Origin of the sequence: Methylotenera mobilis JLW8 (assembly GCF_000023705.1) — a bacterium.
Classification (GTDB): domain Bacteria; phylum Pseudomonadota; class Gammaproteobacteria; order Burkholderiales; family Methylophilaceae; genus Methylotenera; species Methylotenera mobilis.
This window is the reverse complement of the sequence record NC_012968.1, coordinates 1,123,503-1,143,876: the sequence shown is the minus strand read 5'-3', so window position 1 is coordinate 1,143,876 and position 20,374 is coordinate 1,123,503. Positions and strand designations below refer to the sequence as shown.

At 43.9% G+C, this 20,374-nt stretch carries 15 protein-coding genes and 1 tRNA gene; 6 read left to right on the top strand and 10 right to left on the bottom strand.

Annotated features, from left to right (window positions below; translation table 11 throughout):
- The 5 genes from MMOL_RS05320 (at nucleotide 1) to mqo (ending at nucleotide 7,493) form a co-directional block, all read left to right on the top strand.
- A complete protein-coding gene (locus MMOL_RS05320; protein ID WP_015831992.1) occupies nucleotides 1–837 on the top strand; it encodes a sulfite exporter TauE/SafE family protein in 837 nt (278 codons plus the stop codon).
- A gap of 67 nt (nucleotides 838–904) precedes the next feature.
- Complete coding sequence (locus MMOL_RS05315; RefSeq protein ID WP_015831991.1) at nucleotides 905–3,379, top strand: cyclic nucleotide-binding domain-containing protein; 2,475 nt, start codon at nucleotides 905–907, stop codon at nucleotides 3,377–3,379.
- Between the two features lie 12 nt (nucleotides 3,380–3,391).
- The gene (locus MMOL_RS05310) at nucleotides 3,392–4,222 is read left to right on the top strand and encodes a hypothetical protein (protein WP_015831990.1); all 831 of its coding nucleotides are present in this window, start codon (nucleotides 3,392–3,394) and stop codon (nucleotides 4,220–4,222) included.
- Between the two features lie 86 nt (nucleotides 4,223–4,308).
- The gene (locus tag MMOL_RS05305; RefSeq protein ID WP_015831989.1) at nucleotides 4,309–5,955 is read left to right on the top strand and encodes a cytochrome c3 family protein; all 1,647 of its coding nucleotides are present in this window, start codon (nucleotides 4,309–4,311) and stop codon (nucleotides 5,953–5,955) included.
- Nucleotides 5,956–6,011: 56 nt separating this feature from the next.
- The gene (gene mqo, locus MMOL_RS05300) at nucleotides 6,012–7,493 is read left to right on the top strand and encodes a malate dehydrogenase (quinone) (RefSeq protein WP_015831988.1); all 1,482 of its coding nucleotides are present in this window, start codon (nucleotides 6,012–6,014) and stop codon (nucleotides 7,491–7,493) included.
- Between the two features lie 255 nt (nucleotides 7,494–7,748).
- Here mqo and rlmB read toward each other — a convergent pair whose 3' ends face one another.
- Complete coding sequence (gene rlmB / locus MMOL_RS05295; protein ID WP_015831987.1) at nucleotides 7,749–8,501, bottom strand: 23S rRNA (guanosine(2251)-2'-O)-methyltransferase RlmB; 753 nt, start codon at nucleotides 8,499–8,501, stop codon at nucleotides 7,749–7,751.
- Nucleotides 8,498–11,005, bottom strand: coding sequence for a ribonuclease R (gene rnr / locus MMOL_RS05290; RefSeq protein WP_015831986.1), 2,508 nt, complete (start codon nucleotides 11,003–11,005; stop codon nucleotides 8,498–8,500). The genes rlmB and rnr overlap by 4 nt, the downstream gene beginning before the upstream one ends.
- Nucleotides 11,006–11,069: 64 nt before the next feature.
- Here rnr and MMOL_RS05285 point away from each other — a divergent pair.
- Nucleotides 11,070–11,154 (top strand) — tRNA-Leu (locus MMOL_RS05285).
- A 169-nt stretch (nucleotides 11,155–11,323) separates the two neighbouring features.
- On the opposite strand, the gene epsA is transcribed toward MMOL_RS05285, so the two are convergent.
- From epsA to MMOL_RS11910, 8 genes are all read right to left on the bottom strand, one after another.
- Entirely contained in the window at nucleotides 11,324–12,148 is an 825-nt protein-coding gene (gene epsA, locus MMOL_RS05280; RefSeq protein ID WP_015831985.1) for an XrtB/PEP-CTERM-associated transcriptional regulator EpsA, read from the bottom strand.
- 284 nt (nucleotides 12,149–12,432) lie between these two features.
- Nucleotides 12,433–12,975 (bottom strand): hypoxanthine-guanine phosphoribosyltransferase, encoded by a 543-nt coding sequence (locus MMOL_RS05275; protein WP_015831984.1) that lies wholly within the window; start codon nucleotides 12,973–12,975, stop codon nucleotides 12,433–12,435.
- Nucleotides 12,976–13,127: 152 nt separating this feature from the next.
- Complete coding sequence (locus MMOL_RS05270; RefSeq protein ID WP_015831983.1) at nucleotides 13,128–15,011, bottom strand: polysaccharide biosynthesis protein; 1,884 nt, start codon at nucleotides 15,009–15,011, stop codon at nucleotides 13,128–13,130.
- 40 nt (nucleotides 15,012–15,051) lie between these two features.
- Nucleotides 15,052–15,615, bottom strand: coding sequence for a sugar transferase (locus MMOL_RS05265; protein WP_015831982.1), 564 nt, complete (start codon nucleotides 15,613–15,615; stop codon nucleotides 15,052–15,054).
- The gene (locus MMOL_RS05260; RefSeq protein WP_015831981.1) at nucleotides 15,615–16,571 is read right to left on the bottom strand and encodes a UDP-glucose 4-epimerase family protein; all 957 of its coding nucleotides are present in this window, start codon (nucleotides 16,569–16,571) and stop codon (nucleotides 15,615–15,617) included. The genes MMOL_RS05265 and MMOL_RS05260 overlap by 1 nt, the downstream gene beginning before the upstream one ends.
- Before the next feature lie 9 nt (nucleotides 16,572–16,580).
- Complete coding sequence (locus MMOL_RS05255) at nucleotides 16,581–17,492, bottom strand: glycosyltransferase (protein WP_015831980.1); 912 nt, start codon at nucleotides 17,490–17,492, stop codon at nucleotides 16,581–16,583.
- On the bottom strand, nucleotides 17,482–18,432 hold the full coding sequence (locus tag MMOL_RS05250; RefSeq protein ID WP_015831979.1) for a glycosyltransferase family 2 protein: 951 nt from the start codon (nucleotides 18,430–18,432) through the stop codon (nucleotides 17,482–17,484). The genes MMOL_RS05255 and MMOL_RS05250 overlap by 11 nt, the downstream gene beginning before the upstream one ends.
- A gap of 31 nt (nucleotides 18,433–18,463) precedes the next feature.
- Nucleotides 18,464–20,344, bottom strand: coding sequence for a glycosyltransferase (locus MMOL_RS11910; RefSeq protein WP_015831978.1), 1,881 nt, complete (start codon nucleotides 20,342–20,344; stop codon nucleotides 18,464–18,466).
- Nucleotides 20,345–20,374: the final 30 nt, after the last annotated feature.

Here is a 20,374-nt window from a genome sequence, read left to right as displayed (position 1 = left end):
ATGAATTTTGATCTGATTTTAACTTTCTTGGCATTAGGTGCCTTTGTTGGTTTAGCTGCTGGCCTATTGGGCATTGGCGGTGGTGGCGTGATGGTGCCTATGCTGACCGCTATATTTTTAAGCCAAAACGTTCCAGCCGACCAAGTCGTGCATTTAGCCCTAGGCACTTCTATGGCATGTATTATGGTCACTTCTCTATCCAGCTTACGTGCTCATCATGCTAATGGTGCCGTGGTGTGGCCATTGGTTAAACTAATGGTAATAGGGGTGGTATTGGGCACTTTTTCAGCCACATTTATTGCCTCTAAAATCAGCTCAAAGGCATTAGCCATCTTCTTTGCCTGCTTTATGGGTTATGTGGCGATTCAAATGTTTTCTAATTCCAAATCAGGCCAAGCGACAAGCACAGCCACGCACCATGCAATAAATCGGCTTGAACTCATGCTCGCCTCCATCGGCATAGGCTCTATCTCCGCGATTGTATCTATCGGTGGCGGCTCCATTACCGTACCCTACCTCACCTGGCGCAAGATTGACATCAAAAAAGCCATCGGCACATCCGCGGCGATTGGTTTCCCGTTATCGATTGCCGGCAGCCTTGGCTATTTGTTAAGCGGCTGGTCACATGCGGCATCGATTCCATACACTTACGGCTTTATTAACTTACCTGCCGTATTAGTCATTTCTATCACCAGTTTTTTTACCGCGCCAATTGGTGCAAATCTGACACAAAAATTACCAGTTGCCATGCTTAAAAAAATCTTTGCTTTGCTATTGGCAACATTAAGCCTAAAAATGCTTTGGAACTTGCAATTATTGCCTTGTTGCAATTTTTAACGCCAATCCTGACGCCGATTTTGGCATATAATCCATATCCTATATTATTGCTTTTGCTAACGTTTTCATGCGCAATCACTTTGATGTCATTATTATTGGAGCAGGCCCCAGTGGCTTATCAGCAGCGGCACGTGCGTCCGAGCAAAAGCTATCCTATCTACTATTAGAGGCAACAGAAGCCGCCGCCAATACCATACGCAACTATCAGCGCCGTAAATTGGTCATGGCGGAGCCTCGTGGCTTACCATTGCGCAGCCCCTTGCCATTCGCTGCATCTCTGCGCGAATCTGTACTAATCTCGTGGGAAAGCGTAATTGCTGATTACAAAATCAACATTCGCTACAACTCAAAGGTTGTTGCAATCACCCGTGATACCGAAAGCAAACAGCCAGAAGCGTTAACCGTTGAACTCAGTGACGGTAATTCATTTACAGCCGATCATGTGATACTGGCGATTGGCGTACAAGGCAACCTACGTAAACTGGAAATTCCCGGCGGCGATTTACCGCAAGTACAGTATCAACTAGATGACCCAGAAGCCTACCAAAATGAAACTATCGTTGTCATTGGTGGTGGTGATACCGGGGTTGAGAATGCGCTAGCACTGACTGGCCGCAATCAGGTGATTGTCTTAAATCGTGCCGAAGACTTTAGCAATTGTAAGGAAAGCAACCTTACTCAACTAACCGAAGCAAGGCAAAGAGGCGCGCTGGACTGGCTATTGGAAACGCGACCACAATCAATTGAGGCCAATACCACTGGCGAGTTTCCCATAACTCTGTTAGCAAACACCCCTAAAGGGGTAGAACGCATCCCCTGCCATCGGATTATTGCTCGTCTTGGTGCACTGCCATCCAGACCGCTGCTGGAAAGCTTTGGCGTAGCCTTTCCTACCGCAGACTTAGCTGCCCTGCCCGTACTGACCTCACGTTACGAGTCCAACGTACCGGGCTTATATATCATAGGCGCGCTTGCTGGTTACCCGTTAATCAAACAGGGTATTAACCAGGGCTATGAAGTCATTGAGCATATCCTCGGCAACCCGGTTGAGGCTGCAGATACTGCGCTACTTCGCGAAAAGTTTGCTAGCTTTTGCTCAGACCGCGGCATTGAAGATGTGCTGGATAAAATTCAGCGCAGCGTTCCGCTATTACGCCTTCTCAACTCACTGCAATTAAGAGAGCTGATTTTAGAGAGCAACATTTTACAGCCTGCCGCTGGCGACATTATTTTTGAACGCAACGATTACAGCACCTCCTTCTTTTTTGTGATTGAAGGCGAGTTGGAAATGTTCATCGATGAAGACGATATTGCCGATGACAGATTTAAAAGCGGTGAGTTTTTTGGCGAAATGGGCCTATTATCTGGACGGCGCAGAATCGCTACGGTAAGAGCAACAAGCCAGTGCGCGCTGATTGAAACGCCACGACGGGTGATATTAAAGCTAATCAATTCTGTGCAGACAATGCGCAGAACGCTGGATGAAGTCGCAATCAAGCGTATCGTACATGCTTGCATTGGTCTTTCCTTAAGTGAAGATGACCTTAACGACCTAGCCACACATGCAGTGATTAAACAATACGCTGCGGGTGAAGAACTGTTTCATGAAGGTGATGAAGCGGATGGCTTGTACCTGATTAGGCGCGGCTCCGTTACAGTTTCTCGCATGATGACTGGACGAGAAGTAGTTTTATTCTATGTAGCAGCCGGCAATTATGTGGGTGAAATGTCCCTCATTTCAGGCGAGCCGCGTTACGCTACGGTGCGTGCCGCAATTGCAACTGAGGCGATTTTAATTGATATAGGACGCATGCAGGGCATCATCGCACGTAACCCTGAGGTGCGCTCATCATTAGATGCACGCTACTTACAACATCTCCAAGAGCAGGAAAAAAGACAGCAATCCGAAACCTCTTCTGATAGCAGCAGCGGTTTTTCAAATCAATCCGCACAATCCAGCCTGATCTCGTTCTTGATACAACAAGGCGTAGGTGAGGCCACGGACGTTCTTTTGATTGACGAATCACTTTGTGTGCGTTGCAACCATTGTGAGCAGGCGTGCGCTGATACGCATGGTGGCGCAACACGGTTAGACCGCGACACCGGCCCTATTTACGCCAATATTCGTGTCCCTACTTCTTGCCGCCACTGCGAGCATCCTCATTGCATGAAAGACTGCCCGCCAGATGCTATCCATCGGGCACCGCATGGCGAAGTTTATATTGATGATAGCTGCATAGGCTGCGGCAACTGCCAGCAAAACTGCCCCTATGACGTGATTCAAATGGCAGTGATTCAAGACCAGCCAGAACAAAGCTTATGGCAAATGCTATTGGGGATTCGCCCCAAACAGGTTGCCTCTACCAACAATACAAAAGTCGCGGTGAAATGTGACATGTGTAAGGATATTGCCGATGGGCCAGTATGCGTACGTGCGTGCCCAGTTGGCGCAGCATTACGCGTGAACCCTGAACAACTTTTAGGTTATGCAAGTAACAATGTCGCAGATGAACACCACATACTAGGGTTTGATGATGCATAGAGGAAATACTTAATGCAACAGAGCAATATGTTCGACTATAAAAACTATCGCTATTTCAAAATAGCGGTAGTGGTTATCTTAATTGCATTAGCAGCTTTTTTGTTTTTTGAACCAGCTGTCGGCCATTACGGCGGCAGTTGGCTAGGTTATACATTAGGCACCATATCCGCATGCATGGTGCTATGGATGACATGGTATGGCATTAGAAAACGGCGCTATCGTGGCACAGGGGCTACGCAAGGCTGGCTATCCGCCCATATTTACCTAGGTACCGCACTCACGTTTATTGTCACCCTACACAGCGGCTTTAACTTTGGGCTAAATATCCACACTTTGGCCTACGCCCTACTGCTCATTGTGGTTGCAAGCGGTTTCTTTGGCAATTACACCTACATGATTTACCCACGCAAGATGACAGAAAACATGGGCGAAGATAGCCTGGATGGTCTACTGTTAAGGATTGCAGAGGCTGATAAACTGGCACGTAAGATTGCACTGCTGATGCCGGATGAAATTAATAACACGGTACTACGCGCATGTCGCGAAACTTCGATTGGCCTGAGCTTGATTGATCAATTAAGCGGTTTCCAGCCTAACTGCCCTTCTGCCAAAGCTGTGCAAGAGCTCACAGCGCTAGGTAAAGATTTAGCCGTAGAACAACGTAAACTATACCGAGAACTGTATTCGATTATGGTGCGCCGCGAATCGTTAGTAAGACGCGCGCGGCAAGACCTGATGTACCGCGCCAGACTTGGTATCTGGCTATACTTGCATGTACCGTTTACTGTAGGCTTACTAGTCGCGATGCTCGCACATATCGTTGCGGTATTTGTTTATTGGTAGGGCAAACTTAACACTACCCATCTAAATGCATTTGAAATAACAAAAATAATGTCGGGCAAAGCAAAAGCAGATGAATAGAACTCTTTATGATTAATTGTTTGTTAATAAAAATCACAACCAACTCGCGCGGGCTACCTGTACGCAATTACCGTACTATCCATGCAACAGAGTTAATGATTGGCCGTGGCGCGGAGTGCACAATTCACTTGGCTGATCCACGCATTGCCATGCATCACGCGGTGATTAAAGAGTTAGAGGATGGTCACATTTACGTGGTCAGCCTAAACGGTGAAGTTGAAGTAGACGGTGCAATACTACAAAACGTCAAACTTACCCCCGGCAAACAAGTCATGATTGGTCCCTACCAGCTGAATGTAGAGCCGGCACCGCCTGATGTGAACTTATCCATCTCACTCACGCTCACGCAACCACTGCCAGATGATTATCAAGACCTAAAAGCGCGTACGCACGACCCCTTACCAAACGCCTTTAAATTCAAATGGCATTTATCCATATGGCTAGCAGCACTGATTGCCCTCACCTTTTTGCTCTTGCCGCTAGCGCAAAACCTAATACAGCCCTTGCAAACATCCATGTCCACGCTGCCCTTTGGCTTTGATCGAGTATGGAGCCCTGGCCGCATTTCCACAGCACACCGTCACTTTGGCTCTCAGTGTTTTAACTGCCATCAGGCTCCGCTCAAAAAAGTGTCAGACCAGGCCTGCGTACACTGCCATCAGGATACTGCACCACATATTGCCGACCCAGAACTGCAAAAACGTTCACTGAAGGCTGCACACCGCTTTATTGGCAGCATGCGCTGCGCAGAATGCCACCAAGAACATAAGGCACCGCATCCATTGGCACGTCAGGACAATGAAATGTGCATTAAATGCCACGGTGCTATCAGAACCATAGATCGGGATACCAAACTACCCAATATCCGCGACTTTGAAAAACAGCACCCTGACTTTAAACTTAGCTTCAAAACCGGACCAAACGATAAAGACGTTGTACGTATTCCGCAAGCAGATAAAGCTAAACTGATAGAAAACTCCGGGTTAAAATTCCCGCATAATCAACACGTTGGGAAAGTACAGGGCCCTAACGGCATTTGGGATGTGCGTGAGCTAGCTTGTACCAGCTGCCATCAAGCTGAAGGTAAAGAAATGCGCTTTAAGGCACTCTCTTACAAAAACAACTGCAGTACCTGCCATAGCGGAGAACTGCAAGTTGGCCCTAAAGACAATAAGCTGACCCTACCGCATGGCGACGAGCACAATATGTTCAACGCCTTGAAGTTATACGCACCCAAGAAGTTTGATCACTATTCAGACCAGCTTAAAAACAATGGCTGTGCATATTGCCATGAGGTACAGGCAACACCAGCAGGCGACGCAATGCCGTGGCGCACCCTGCCCTTGCGTATTAACAATGACTGGCTCAGCAAGGCGCAGTTCAACCATGCCGCCCACAGAACACAGCAATGCACCAGTTGCCACAAAGTTGAGGAGTCAACCAGTAGCGCCGATATTGCTATCCCTGACAGGCAATCATGTTTGCAATGCCACTCTGGCAATACACCGAAACATAAGCGTATTGCAAGCAGCTGCATGTCTTGCCATACCTTCCATAATGCACACCAAGGTTATGATTTGATTACCGGCGCTAAAGTCGAGTCTAAAGACATTGATATCTTGAACGCATTACCTAACAACGCTAAGCAGCAATAAGCGTGGTAGCAATAGGTGTGATACACAAAATTTAAATTTTTTATCCTTAAACGACCATGACTGTAAAAAAAGTAGATGTACTCTTAGTAGGCGGTGGTGTGATGAGCGCCACACTAGCCACATTACTCAATGAGCTAGACCCATTGATGCGCATGATGATGGTAGAACGCCTGTCTTCAATTGCGACCGAAAGCACAGATGCCTGGAATAACGCAGGTACAGGTCATGCCGGCTATTGCGAGCTAAACTACACTCCTGTGGATGACGCTGGTAACATCAGCATCAATCGTGCGTTAGCTATCAATGCTTCTTTTGAGGTTTCTCTGCAGTTATGGGCGAGCCTGGTGGAAAAAAATGCACTCCCCGCACCAGCCAAATTCATCAATAAAACACCACATCTAAGCTTTGTATGGGGTAAGGATAATGTTGAGTTCTTACGCCAGCGTTACCATATGCTTAAAATGCATCCGCTGTTCAAAGACATGGAGTTCAGTGACGACATTGCACAACTAACCGAGTGGATGCCACTGATGATGCAACAGCGTGATGGCGATGAAAAAGTCGCGGCAACGCGTGTCAGCTATGGCTCAGACGTAGACTTTGGCTCGCTGACACGTGAGCTGGTTAAACACCTGCAGCAAAGCCCTAGCTTTGAGTTAAACACGAGCACTGAAGTCACAAGCCTTAAGCGCCTGGATAACGGCCACTGGTTAGTTAATATCAAAGACATCAACACCACAAAACACCATAAGATTGAAGCTGGGTTTGTGTTTCTAGGGGCTGGCGGCGGCGCATTAAAGCTACTGCAAAAGTCAGGCATCCCAGAAAGCCAAGGTTATGGCGGTTTCCCGGTTAGTGGTCAATGGCTGGTATGCAACAATCCTGAGATTATTAAACAACATAACAGCAAGGTTTACGGCAAAGCCGCACTTGGCGCACCGCCTATGTCAGTGCCTCATTTAGATACACGTATTATCAACGGTAAACCAGCACTACTGTTTGGCCCATACGCCGGTTTTACCACCAAGTTTTTGAAAAAAGGCTCTTACCTGGATTTATTTAAATCAGTAAAGCCAAGCAATTTAAAATCACTAATGGGCGCTGGGCGCCACAATATGGATTTGACGCGCTATTTAATCGGCGAAGCACTACAAAAACATTCATCGCGTGTCACTACCCTACGCGAATTTTACCCACTGGCTGCAGACGCCGACTGGCACTTGGAAAATGCCGGCAAACGTGTACAAATCATTAAGCAATGTGATGAAAAAGGCGGAAAGCTAGAGTTTGGTACAGAAATCGTTGCGGCTAAAGATGGCAGTATCGCTGCGCTATTAGGCGCCTCACCGGGCGCTTCGGTTTCGGTACAGGCGATGATTAATGTGATTGAGCGCTGCTTCTCAGACAAAATCAAAACCGAGCAATGGCACAACAGAATTAAAGCATTAATTCCTAGCTATGGTGAGTCATTAATCGATGATAGCCAGCTTTTAGCGCAAGTGCGTAGCCGTACCTTAGAAGTATTGAATTTACGTTAGTACAAGCGCCTATACGTGACTTTTGCACGAATGGTATTTACCTATTTACACGCTTCATGTCGTGACTCCCGCTTTTGCTGGAATCACGACAGTAGATAATTGGATAGAAAATAGTCAGCTTTATCGGTTCACTCAAAGAAAAATAGGGCTGCGATTGTTAAATCGCAGCCCTATCAATTTTATCTGTGCCTTAAAGCTATCTGTCTAGCTAAGAAAGTTATAAGTAATACACAAGCTAGCCACAGTTAACACCCGCTACACCGCTAAACTGCGTTGGCGCCTTACCTCATACAGGCAAATACCACTAGCCACGCTCACGTTTAAACTCTGTACGGAGCCGAACATCGGAATCGTCATCAGCGCATCACAGGTTTCTGCAGTCAATCGACGCATACCATCGCCCTCTGCGCCTAACACCAACGCAATTGGGCCATTCAGCTTAGTGTTTAATAAAGTGCTGGGCGAATCCATTGTTGTACCCACTACAAAAACACCAGCTTCTTTTAACTCGCGAATCGTTCTCGCTAAGTTGGTTACCGCAATAAACGGCACGGTCTCAGCTGCGCCACACGCCACCTTACGCACGGTAGCGTTAAGCCCTGCCGCGCGGTCTTTAGGCGCAATCACCGCATGTACTCCCATGGCATCCGCCACACGTAAACAGGCGCCCAGATTATGCGGGTCTTCTACACCATCTAAAATCAAAAAGAATGCAGGTTCAGATAAATCTGACTCCAAAATATCATGGATATCTTTGTATGGAATTGGGGTATCCACCACGCGTGCAATCACCCCTTGATGACGGCCGTTCATGCCAGCCATACCATCTAAGCGGCTACGCTCTACTTGCATGGTACGCACACCAGATGACTCTGCCATGTTCAGCAAGTCTTTCATACGTGCATCCACACGGTCACGGTCAATTAAAATTTCTTGCACGCTAGCACTATGCTGGCGTAATCGGCTTAACACTGCATGAAAGCCAAATAAAATACGGGCGTCACTCATTTTTTTACCTTACGTTTTGTGGTTACTTTACTCGTGGTTGCTTTATTGGCCACTTTTTTTGGTTTACTGGTTTTGGTTTTATTTTTTGGTTTAGGTGAGGCTTTAGATGTGCTCGCAGGTTTATCAGAGAAACCTGCTTTAGGTCCACGTTTAGGCTTTTTACCAAACGGATCGCCAAATTTCACATTATCCGCTTTAGGGCTTAGTGCACCTACCCCTTCAGATTTAGGGGTGGATTTTACAGCAGATTGACTGCGAGCACTTGATTTATTCACAGCACCCTTTACTTTACAATCAACATTAGACTCAACATCTAACTCATTGCTTTTATTTACCAAAGTGAAATCTATCTTCGTGGTTTCCAAATCCACACGCACGACTTTAATGGTTAATCTGTCACCTAGTCGGTAGCGCACACCGGTACGTTCACCGGCCATCTCATGCCGCGCTTTGTCATAAATAAAGTAATCATTACCCAGCTCAGTCACATGCAACAAGCCTTCAACATACACGCCATCTAATGCCACAAACAAACCAAAGCTAGTTACACCGGCGACAGTACCCTCAAATACCTCGCCAATCTTATCCTGCATATAAAAACACTTCAGCCAATTGGTCACGTCGCGCGTAGCATCGTCGGCACGGCGCTCCGTCATAGAGCATTGCTCACCTAGGCTATTCCAATCGCCCGCTTTGTATCGCTCGCCATTTAGCACCGCCTTAATCGCACGATGAATCAATAAATCTGGATAACGACGAATCGGCGACGTAAAGTGTGCATAAGCTTCATAAGCTAAGCCAAAGTGACCAACATTATCTGGGCTGTAGACAGCCTGCTGCATAGAGCGCAGTAGCACCGTTTGTAGTAGTTGCGCATCTGGGCGGTCTTTAATCCGTGCCAACAGTTTACCGTAGTCTTTAGCATGCGGCGAATCACCACCACCCACACCAAAACCAAACTCGCCCATGAATGTGCGCAACAGCTCTAGCTTTTCAGGCGTAGGCCCTTCGTGAATACGATATAGTGCAGGATGTTCATGTTTTTTAAGAAACTCAGCTGCACACACATTGGCCGCTAGCATACATTCTTCAATCAGCTTATGCGCTTCATTACGTGTACTAGGTTCAATGCGCTCGATTTTGCCTTGATCATTAAAGATCATGATGGTTTCTGAAGACTCAAACTCAATCGCGCCACGTTTTTCTCGCTGCGCTTGTAATAACTGATACACGCTATTTAAATGCTGCAAATGCGGCATTAACCAAGTGTACTCTTGCGCCAACTCCCCTTCTGGGTTCTGCAAAATTTCAAACACCTTGTTGTACGTCATGCGCGCTTTTGAACGCATCACAGACGGGTAAAATTTATACTGCTTAACGATACCAGCACCATCTATCTGCATATCGCAAATCATGCATAAGCGCTCAACATCAGGGTTAAGCGAGCACAAGCCGTTAGATAATGCCTCAGGCAACATTGGAATCACACGACGCGGGAAATAAACTGAGTTACCACGCTCCAAGGCCCCTTTATCGAGTGCATCATGCGGCCTCACATAGAAGCTTACGTCGGCAATCGCCACCACCAAACGCCAGCCCTTGCCTTGAGGCTCAGCATAAACCGCATCATCAAAGTCACGTGCGGTTTCACCATCAATAGTAATCAATGGCATTTCTCGGCAATCAATGCGGCCTTTATAATCTTCAGGCTGTACGAGTTTAGGGTAAGACTCAGCTAGGCTGATGGCCTCTGCGCTAAACTGATGCGGCAAATTATGCTTGCGCAACGCAATTTCTATTTCCATGCCGCTATCGGCATAGTTTCCTAACACTTCCACCACCTTGCCCATGGGCTGTGCGTGTGATGACGGCTGCTCGGTAAGCTCGACCATCACTACTTGGCCAGACTTAGCCTGCATATCAAGGTGATACGGAATCAGAATATCCTGGTTAATGCGTTTATCTTCTGCCGCTACAATCGTCACACCAGCGGTGCGTATCACACGTCCCACCAAGCGCTGCGTTCTGCGTTCCAGCACTTCTACAATTTTTCCTTCAGGGCGGCCTCTTCTATCTAAGCCACTCATACGCACAATGGCACGGTCACCATGCATCACTTGCGACATTTCTTTAGGGCTTAAAAACAAATCCTCGCTCTTGGTTTTATCATCTGGAATCAAAAATCCAAAACCATCAGGATGCCCTTGGATAACACCAGCAATTAAATCCAACTTATCTGCAATACAAAGCGCACCTTTTCTGTTTTTAATAATCTGACCTTCACGCTCCATTGCATTGAGTCGCCGATTAAAAACTTCGCGCTCATCGTTGCTGATGTCCAGCAGCAAGTACAACTGCTCCACACTTAACGGCACACCTTGATCGCTCATGGTGCTAAGTATCAATTCACGGCTGGGTAGTGGGGTTTCATAGCGGCTAGCCTCACGTGCAGCGTGAGGATCATTACTTCTTTTACTTTTGTGAGTATTTTTATGGTTTGTCATTGACAAAGCTTACCTTTAATATAAAATTCAACCCCTTGATTTGCTAAGTATTTAAGTAGCAATTGCCCAGATGGCGGAATTGGTAGACGCGCTAGTTTCAGGTACTAGTATCGAAAGATGTGGAGATTCGAGTTCTCTTCTGGGCACCATCATATTTATCCAGCCACAAGCAACGATTGAGCTTATAGCTTGTTCATTACGATCATGCCACATTGTAACGCTAACAATGATGATTAGGGGCGTGATATCAATAAAGAATCACGTGACATCAGCAAGAGAATCAAAAAAACTCTATCTATGACGCCACATTATAGGCTATTAGTTGTAAACCGAATGCGTGCCCTGCTGCACCTGCAACTGCTTCAGTTTGTTTGAAGGCACATTTGCCAGCAAAGCCACCGCTTGTGCCCTGCGCCCAATGTTAAGTTTCTGAAAAATTCTTTTTAGGTGGCTCTTCACTGTATTTTGGCTAATGCTCAAGATCATGCCAATTTCTTGGTTGGTTTTGCCAGCCTTAATCCAACTAATCACCTCAATCTCGCGCTCACTCAAGCTTGATAAACTTACGCCATCAGCCTCTGCCAGCATATCCAACTGCTCCAGCGGTTTGATTTTTCGCAAGATATAATCAATATGCGGCATGATAAAATCCATCATCGGTGCATTGATATCTAACTTATATTCTTTACTGAAAAATACGTATAAACACTCATCACTACTTCTTTGATCTCTTACGGCATAAACCAGTAGTGAGTTAATCTCAAGCAACTGCTCAGGGAATACTGTTTTAATTTTCTGGATGATTGCACTTTGCCCAGCTGAGTCGATAACAAAACAATCACTGCCGGACGCAATCCAATAGTTATATAAATCACCCAAAAACTCACTTACGCGATCTGAGGCATCAATAATGCCGGAGGTTCTAAGGTCTTTTAGGTTCGAGGCCGCATCATAATGTAACTGGCCATCTTGCTGCTGCCTAAAATCACCCCAAGCAGTGAGTAGCATGTCATGTGGGATTAACTCAGCAACGCTGTTTTGCAGCCACACAAAGTAATCTAAGTGAGTTTTGATTTGATGCGAGCGCTGAATAACAGCTGTCGCTATATTTACATATTGATTGATAGATTCTTTTTTCATCATTGGCACCTATTCATGGGCATTTTGCTCATGTTGATAAGGTTGCAAATTAGATGCCAAAAACCATACCTATAACAATCAATAGGTTACATACAAAACATCTTAAAAAACAGTAAGTATATTGTTATGATGCTGACTGTAATGTCAAAATCACAACACCTTTTGTACAAAAACGGGTGAATGCGGGTGAATAGGATACATGTCTAAAATATGACACTCTGTTTAATCTGGTATCAAGTTTAAGGCTGGCAGGACGCTTGAATATGCCTCTATATCCAGATATAGCGCTATGTCTGCAAAGCATAAATCGCTGGCAAATTACGCCACCAGCCATAAACATCCATGCCATAGCCAAATACATATTCGTTTGGCACTTCAAGGCCAACAAAATCAGCTTTGATCGGCTTCTCATGATCAAGCTTCTTCTCAATCAATACCGCAGTCAGCACCCGTGCGGCACCAAGCATCATGCATTTATCCTGAATCGCCTTAAGCGTAATCCCTTCATCCAGAATATCGTCTAACAAAAGCACGACACGGCCAGACAAATCAAGCTTAGGCAACGCTTTCCACTCCAGCATTTTACCTACCGTTTTATTTTGGTACCTGCTGGCATGTACATAATCAAGCTCTAGCGGAAAGCTCAACTGGGTAAGCAATTGTCCAGAAAATACAACACCACCACCCATAACACAAATCACCACAGGGGTCGTGGCTTCGAGTGTTTTAGTAATGTCATTCGACATCGTGGTAATTGCCGCCTCCACCATTTCTTTTGGATGAATGATATTTGATCGCTCTAAAAGTTGTTGGGGGTGCAATGTTTCCATTTGTCGATTAACTCATTAAAAATTACAAAAAAGAGAGGAATGGCTTAAAGCTTTTAATCCGCTTAGCATCTAACGTAGAAACAATCTCTAACTGTATATATAGTACGCCAGGAGTAAACTTAAGCTCACTCACTGTAATATTAATCTACAGCCTAGTGCACAGTGACTTGCTTTGAGGCAGGCATCTGCGCATCAACACCACCAGCTATTTGCGGACTATACTCCTCCACCCAGCCAGATAGCTCAAGCTTAATTTGAGCCTCATGCGTACCATGCAAACCCTCAACCCATATAAGCAAACTATTCACCCAACCCATATTGGCGGCTCTAGCTTGTGCAATTCGCAATTTTTCGTGTGGTGTTGGCATAGTATGCTCGTCATCAGCCAACAACTCTTCATAAAGCTTTTCACCTGGTCGCAACCCGACATACTCAATCTTAATTTCATCGGCACTAAATCCAGACAGCCTAATCATATCCAAGGCTAAATCAGTAATCTTAACCGGCTCACCCATATCCAGCACAAAAATCTCGCCGCCCTTGCCCATCAAGCCAGCCTGCATCACTAACTGCGCTGCTTCAGGAATAGACATAAAGTAGCGCGTAATCTCGGGATGTGTAATAGTGATCGGGCCACCTTTAGCAATCTGCTCGCGGAACTTTGGAATCACGCTGCCGCTGCTGCCTAATACATTACCAAAACGCACAATCACAAAACGTGTGCCAGCCTCACTTTGCAAGCCCTGACACACCATTTCAGCCAAACGCTTGCTGGCGCCCATTACGTTAGTCGGGTTCACAGCCTTATCTGTAGAAATTAAAACAAACTTGCTAACGCCATGGTCTTTACACGCCTGTGCAATAGTATAGGTACCAATCACATTGTTAGAAAGCGCTTCCCAAACGTTACCATTTTCCATCATCGGCACGTGCTTATAAGCCGCAGCATGGAACACAACCGATGGCTGATGCTGGGCTAACACATGATGCATACGCGTGTGATTTTTCACATCACCCGTTAAATAAATCAGTCTGGTGGGTAAATTTAAAGCACTCAACTCCTGCTCGAGCTGGTAAAGAGAGAACTCAGAAATATCCAAACAAATCAAGGTGCTGGGCTGGTACTTAACAATCTGACGGCATAACTCCGAGCCAATCGAACCACCAGCACCGCTCACCATGACAACTTTTTGATCAATCAGCATCTGCAAACCTGAACTATCAAGCTTAACTGAATCACGCCCCAACAAATCTTCCACATCCACCTTGCGGATTTGAGAGACGCTGACCTTACCACTCATCAAATCATCAATCGCTGGTACGGTCATTACTTCCAGCCCCAGCGCATTTGCAAATTCAATGGCCTCTCTGCGTTTTTGGTGATGCACTGACGGCATCGCTACAATTACGTAGTTAACACTCAAGTGACTGCATATAGACGCTAACTGCTGGATATTGCCTCTGACTTTAACGCCAAAGACCTCACGTCCCAACATGGTGACATCATCATCTAGCAAAGCCACAACTCGCCACTGGGTACTGCGCGCCAAGTCTTTTACCAACGCAATAGCCGCATCGCCTGCCCCTAACACGATTACAGGCTCGCCCTGTTTTAAGGTCGTACCATACAGCACGTGCTCTTTCCACGCACGGTAAGCAAAGCGGCTTCCGCCCATAGCCAATATTAATAGCAACGGATCCAGCACTAGCACCGAACGCGGGATCACAATATTGGTCTTGACCATAAAAAAGAATGCGGCCAGCAACACTGAAGCAAAGCTCACTGCTAAAAAAATACGCTTTAAATCGTTAACACTAGCAAAGCGCCAAACGCCACGATACAAGCCAAAGCTAACAAACACGGTAACTTGCAATAAAACCACCCAGCCAACCGTGGCCAGCATTTCTAATGCAAATTCAGGAGGAATTGAGAGGTTAAAACGCAACAAGTAGGCAAAAATCCACGCGCCTGCTGCAGCGATAATATCGTGAAATACCGCTAAAAGAGTACGCGGATTTGTCATTGATTTTTTCATTTAGTAATTAATGTCTTCAGATTTAATGCGTTCTGCCATTCTAATGCTGAACACCGTCTCTTCTTAAAACTTTTACAAAAGTTAAAACAATAATCTTCAGGTCAAACCAAAACGATTGATGCTGCATATAAGCGACATCTAAATTCACCTTATCAGGAATCGGCAACTCATCTCGACCATTAATCTGCGCCCAGCCGGTGAGTCCTGGCATCAGCGCATCCACCCCATACTTGGTACGTAAAGCAATTAAATCATCTTGGTTAAACAATGCAGGGCGCGGCCCTACAAAACTCATGTCACCCCTAATGATACTCAATAGTTGCGGCAATTCATCTAAACTAGACTTTCTTAAGAACGAACCGATAGGCGTCAAAAACTGCTGGGGATTATTGAGCAGATGTGTGGCAACGGCCGGCGTATCCACTCGCATAGAGCGAAATTTAGGCATCTTGAAAATCACGTTATGACGGCCTACACGGTCAGACCAATATAAAGCTGGGCCAGTTGAAGTAACCTTCACCAACAACCAAATCAATAAAAATGGTATCAGCAAAAACAGCGCGGCAAAACACGATAGACACAAATCAAAAATACGTTTAATCATCAAATTTTATCTTTTACAGTCGCTTTCAAACCATCATCCACAGAAAATGGCGGCACCCAGCCCAGCTCACGGCGTACTTTACTGCTATCCACTTGCAAAGAACCGAGCAAGCGCCCTACTTGATCAGACTTTCTAAATATTTTGGCAGCTAATTTTAACAAAACAACTGGGCATGAAAATAAACGTGATTTTTTGCCCATCACAACAGCTAATTTACGCAATAAATCCGTGGTAGAAACATCTTCGCCATCGCTCACTAAATACGTATTCCCAGCGGCAGCCGGATGTGTTGCACATAACATTAATGCATCCGCCAAATTTTTCACATAAATCAAACTGCGTTTATTATTCACAGATGCAAATGGAAGTGGCACACCTTTGGCAACCACAGAAATCATCTGTGCAAAATTACCTTTTACACCAGCACCATATACCAATGGTGGGCGTACTATCACCACCTCAAGCCCAGTTTCTTTTGCTACACAATGCAGTGCTTGCTCGGCTTCCCATTTAGAAACCCCATAAGGGTCTTGAGGCGCAGCATTGTCTTGTTCGGTATATGCCGTTCCCTTGCTCGTTTCTTCCCCGTTCACTTTAATAGAACTCACGTAAACGAATCGTCTTACACCTGCAGCCGCAGCACTACGCGCCAAGTGCTCAGTCCCCGCAACATTCACATGACGAAACTCAGCCAAGGGATCATCAGAAGTCTCACGCATCACATGCACACGCGCAGCAAGATGCATCACTACATCACAACCCACTAAAGCGAACGACCAGTCAGTCGTGCCATTAATGTCACTCACTACAACGTTTTTAACATTAGGTAGTGACGCACCAGAAAGCCTTGTTACGCCAAAGACCTCCAAGCCACGCGCCAAGGCTTCTGCGCAAAAAAGCTGCCCTACAAAACCATTAGCACCAGTCACCATGATGCGATTAATAGCAACTCTCAAGTTCGTATCCTAAAATAAATCAAAAACGATCATCAATCCCAAAATAAAACGATCAGATAGTTTCCGCCGAGCTTGTGGAACAAACCGCAATAACTTTAAACGAGATAATAAATCTGATTTTTCGAGCAAACCTGAAATAGTTAGTAATTTAGGATTATTAGATAACTGAAAAGAAACAGCTAAAATCTTTAATACCTCCGCCTTATACCAGCCATTAGATATTTTTCTTAGTCGAGAAAATTTAGCTTTTAAGCCAATATTCGCGCCAACTACATTTTTTTCATGCTGTCGATACTGCAAAGAGGGCGTTGAATCAATCAACCATTTTCTACCAGATATCCTGCAAACTGCATATACAAGCCAGTCGTGTAAAGCTACTTTATTAGCTATACCTCCTGGGTCGCTTAGAAGCTTCTTTACCAGCCCTACGAGCTGGGAAGTCATCAAGAACGTGCATCCAGGCCCTGCAGACTCAAATAAATAATCTAACTCTCTCTGAGGCTGCGCCTTATCAATTAACTTAGTTTTCCCATTAGGCCAAAATGCAATGACATTAGATGACACGGCATCTACGCCACTCTGTTGCATAAGTCCAATATGTCGAATAAGTTTGTCTTGTTCCCAAATGTCATCTTGATCAGCAAAGGCGACATAATCACAATCATTTAAATCTACATCTAAAATAAGCCTGTAAAAATTTTTACCTGCGCCGCCAAATATTACAGTCCTCGGTAGCAATTCAATGCGAGACTCTTGCTTAGTAAGACCTTCAAGAAGCGCTATAGTAGTATCACTGGAAAAATCATCAGAGACATAAACTTGCACATCAACACCGACTTGCCGCAAAATACTATCAATCTGCTCTTGAATCCAAGCTGATCCATTAAAGGTGGCGAGAAAGACCTTAACTCTAAACTTCATGAGATAAATTATTTTTCAACTTTACCAACTTATCATAGCGACCATAATTATTTGATACTCCATCATAAAAGCCACTACACATCATTTTTAGGTGCGAAAATCTATTAGATGGTACTAAAGAGTAAAAGAAAAAGGTTTTTAGCATACTTATTAAAATGATAATTTTTTTATTGACGGGAATATAACTTCGCTTCATTAGATGAAGAGCATTTCGCGCAATGTAATAATGCCTCAAAGGGCTATGCATTGGCATTTTTTTATTAAAAAAAACCACAGGATCATCTCCCAATGAATGTTCCATTTTTACCGTGCTCAAACCATATAATTTGTAACCTTTAGCGACAGCTCTCAAGCACCACTCGGTGTCAACATAATCTATAAACAAACCATCTTCCATAACTCCAATATTCTTTATGGCGCTTAGCGTGATTAAACTCCCAGAAGTAATTAAAAAATCAACAGGCACATATGGAACCATAGGATCTGGGTTAATTTTTTTAATACTGAAGTTATCAAATTGAATAAAAGGAGCATTTTTATCTAATCGTGAATTAAAGTAAGATGGACCAACTGCAGCTATCTGGTTTGTAGAATCGCTTAAATGATTGACAGCCTTTATCAACTCAGAAACCATGCTTTTAGGAACTTTGCTATCTTGATCCAGTAGTAAAAAATATTCACAGTTTTTTGCTATTAAATATTCAATACCAAGATTTAGGGCTTTAGCAATGCCGACATTATCTTTATTCTCAATTACCGTAATCTGAAGACCATTGACCTCTGCACATAACTCATGAAGAGGCTCTCTACTATTATTTACAACCACAAGATAATCTACTTCATTTAAAGCAGAGTTTAAAGTGTCAGAAAATACTTTCGCATCAGGGTAATATGCAACAACAACCCCCCCTACTAAACTACTCATTTGCGATAACTTCATAAAATTCTTCAACTACAATTAACATAATTTTTTATTTTCTATATTTTTTTACATTAACTGAACGGAGCAATGATTTCATCTTGTTAGCCAACTTATATGAAAGAGGATGGATTGACGCAGCAGCCAATAGTCTATATTTAACACCTGCCCATAAAGTAGGTATAGGTAGCAATTTCGCATTACCTGCAACATTCCATGTAGTTACTGATGAAAGCGCATGTTCTCGATAATATAGTTCATCGTCAACCAAATTATTCGTATCCAAATACCAAGGCAAATGTCGCGCCTTATATGCCCCCATTGTTCTTAAAGCAGGGCCAAAACAATACTGAGTTCCAGGTCGATATAACGCAAAAGTCGTATCTATATCAGCGTTATATATATCAGTGCTAATGGGTTTTTTATAGAACTGCGCCTCCCACTCAATCACCCTATCTCTTAAATGATAATGATCAGGTAGGTCATCAATGCGGAGTCCAAAACCAGCTTTAATATAATTGGGATTATTTAACAGAATATTATAAAAATTACCTACTGCATCTAAAGGGCAGTTTTCATCAGGAATAACATCGGGGTCCGTATATACAAACCAGTTAGCATTAATTACTTCTTGCAACTCAGGAATCTTCCATAACGCAGTATGGCCGAGATTTTCACTTGATCTGATAACTTTATAAGTAGTCTTCGACAAAAACTCAACCAAGGGAGGATAAGTAGAAGCATTATCAATTAATATAATATTTTTATGCCCTGCCCGTGCCAACCAATCAACTAGAGATTGAAGACAAGTCAACCGATCTCGCACGATAATAAAAATATGTACATTTTCAATAAAGCTCTGAATTTCCGATACTGTTAAGCTTATTACGGGCGTTTTTTTGACTGCACTGATTGTTCGTGCCAAGTTATATATATTTCTTTTATAGTTTCTAAATACATCTGACCAAGCGTTATCTGTCTTAATAGCTTCTAAGCGCTTATACATTAATGTTTTTATGTGAGATATATCTTCAGGCATCAAACCCATTTCAGGAGATATAGAGTCAAATAAGGCTATAACCTGCTTGCCAAATTTTTTGGAGTTGTAAGAAAATTTAAATATATTTCCGGTTAGAAGATAGTGTGCAACAGCTTGATATTCTCCTGCACATATTTTTTTAATCTGGGTTGGAAACTTTATGTACCGTTTTATCTGTTGTAATTTAATTGCCTCCGCCATTTGATGATGTCTAAGAGAGCGGACATTGCTATCAGATTGCATAGATACGCGGTAACTTACCAGAGCTTCGGATAAATTTTCAGCCTTGGCCCCAGAATTTATCATTCTCACCCATAACTCATAATCCTGAGCAGGTACCTCTAAGTAACTTATTCTAGATCTATCTAAAAAAGATTTGCGAATAACTATTGACGGATGTGCGAAAGGTGTACCGAATAGAGTATGAAAAACTATGGCTGCGTGACTTAATGGTTCACGATGTAACTTAATAAAACTACCAGACTCATCAATCATGTCGATGCAAGAACCTAGAATATCTATATCAGGATTCTTCTCAAGATATGCGATTTGTGTTGCTAATCTATGTTGCTTAGAAATGTCATCAGCGTCATGCCGCACTAGGTACTTACCTGTTGCATGTTTAATACCTAGATTCAGAGCATTTGATAACCCAGGCAAACTTTCATTAGTTATGACTTTTACTCGCTCATCTGAAGCAGCTAGCTCCTTAAGGATATTTGCAGTTGAGTCTACTGAATAATCATCTATCACAATTAATTCAAAATCATGATATGTTTGCCTAAGAATACTATTCAAAGACTCTACTAAATACTTTTCCCCATTTTTAACAGATGTAATAATCGAAACTTTAGGTGTTAAAACGTGAAATTTTGAGATGTTGTTTATAGTCATTCGAAGGTGTGTTTTATTGTTTAAAGTAGT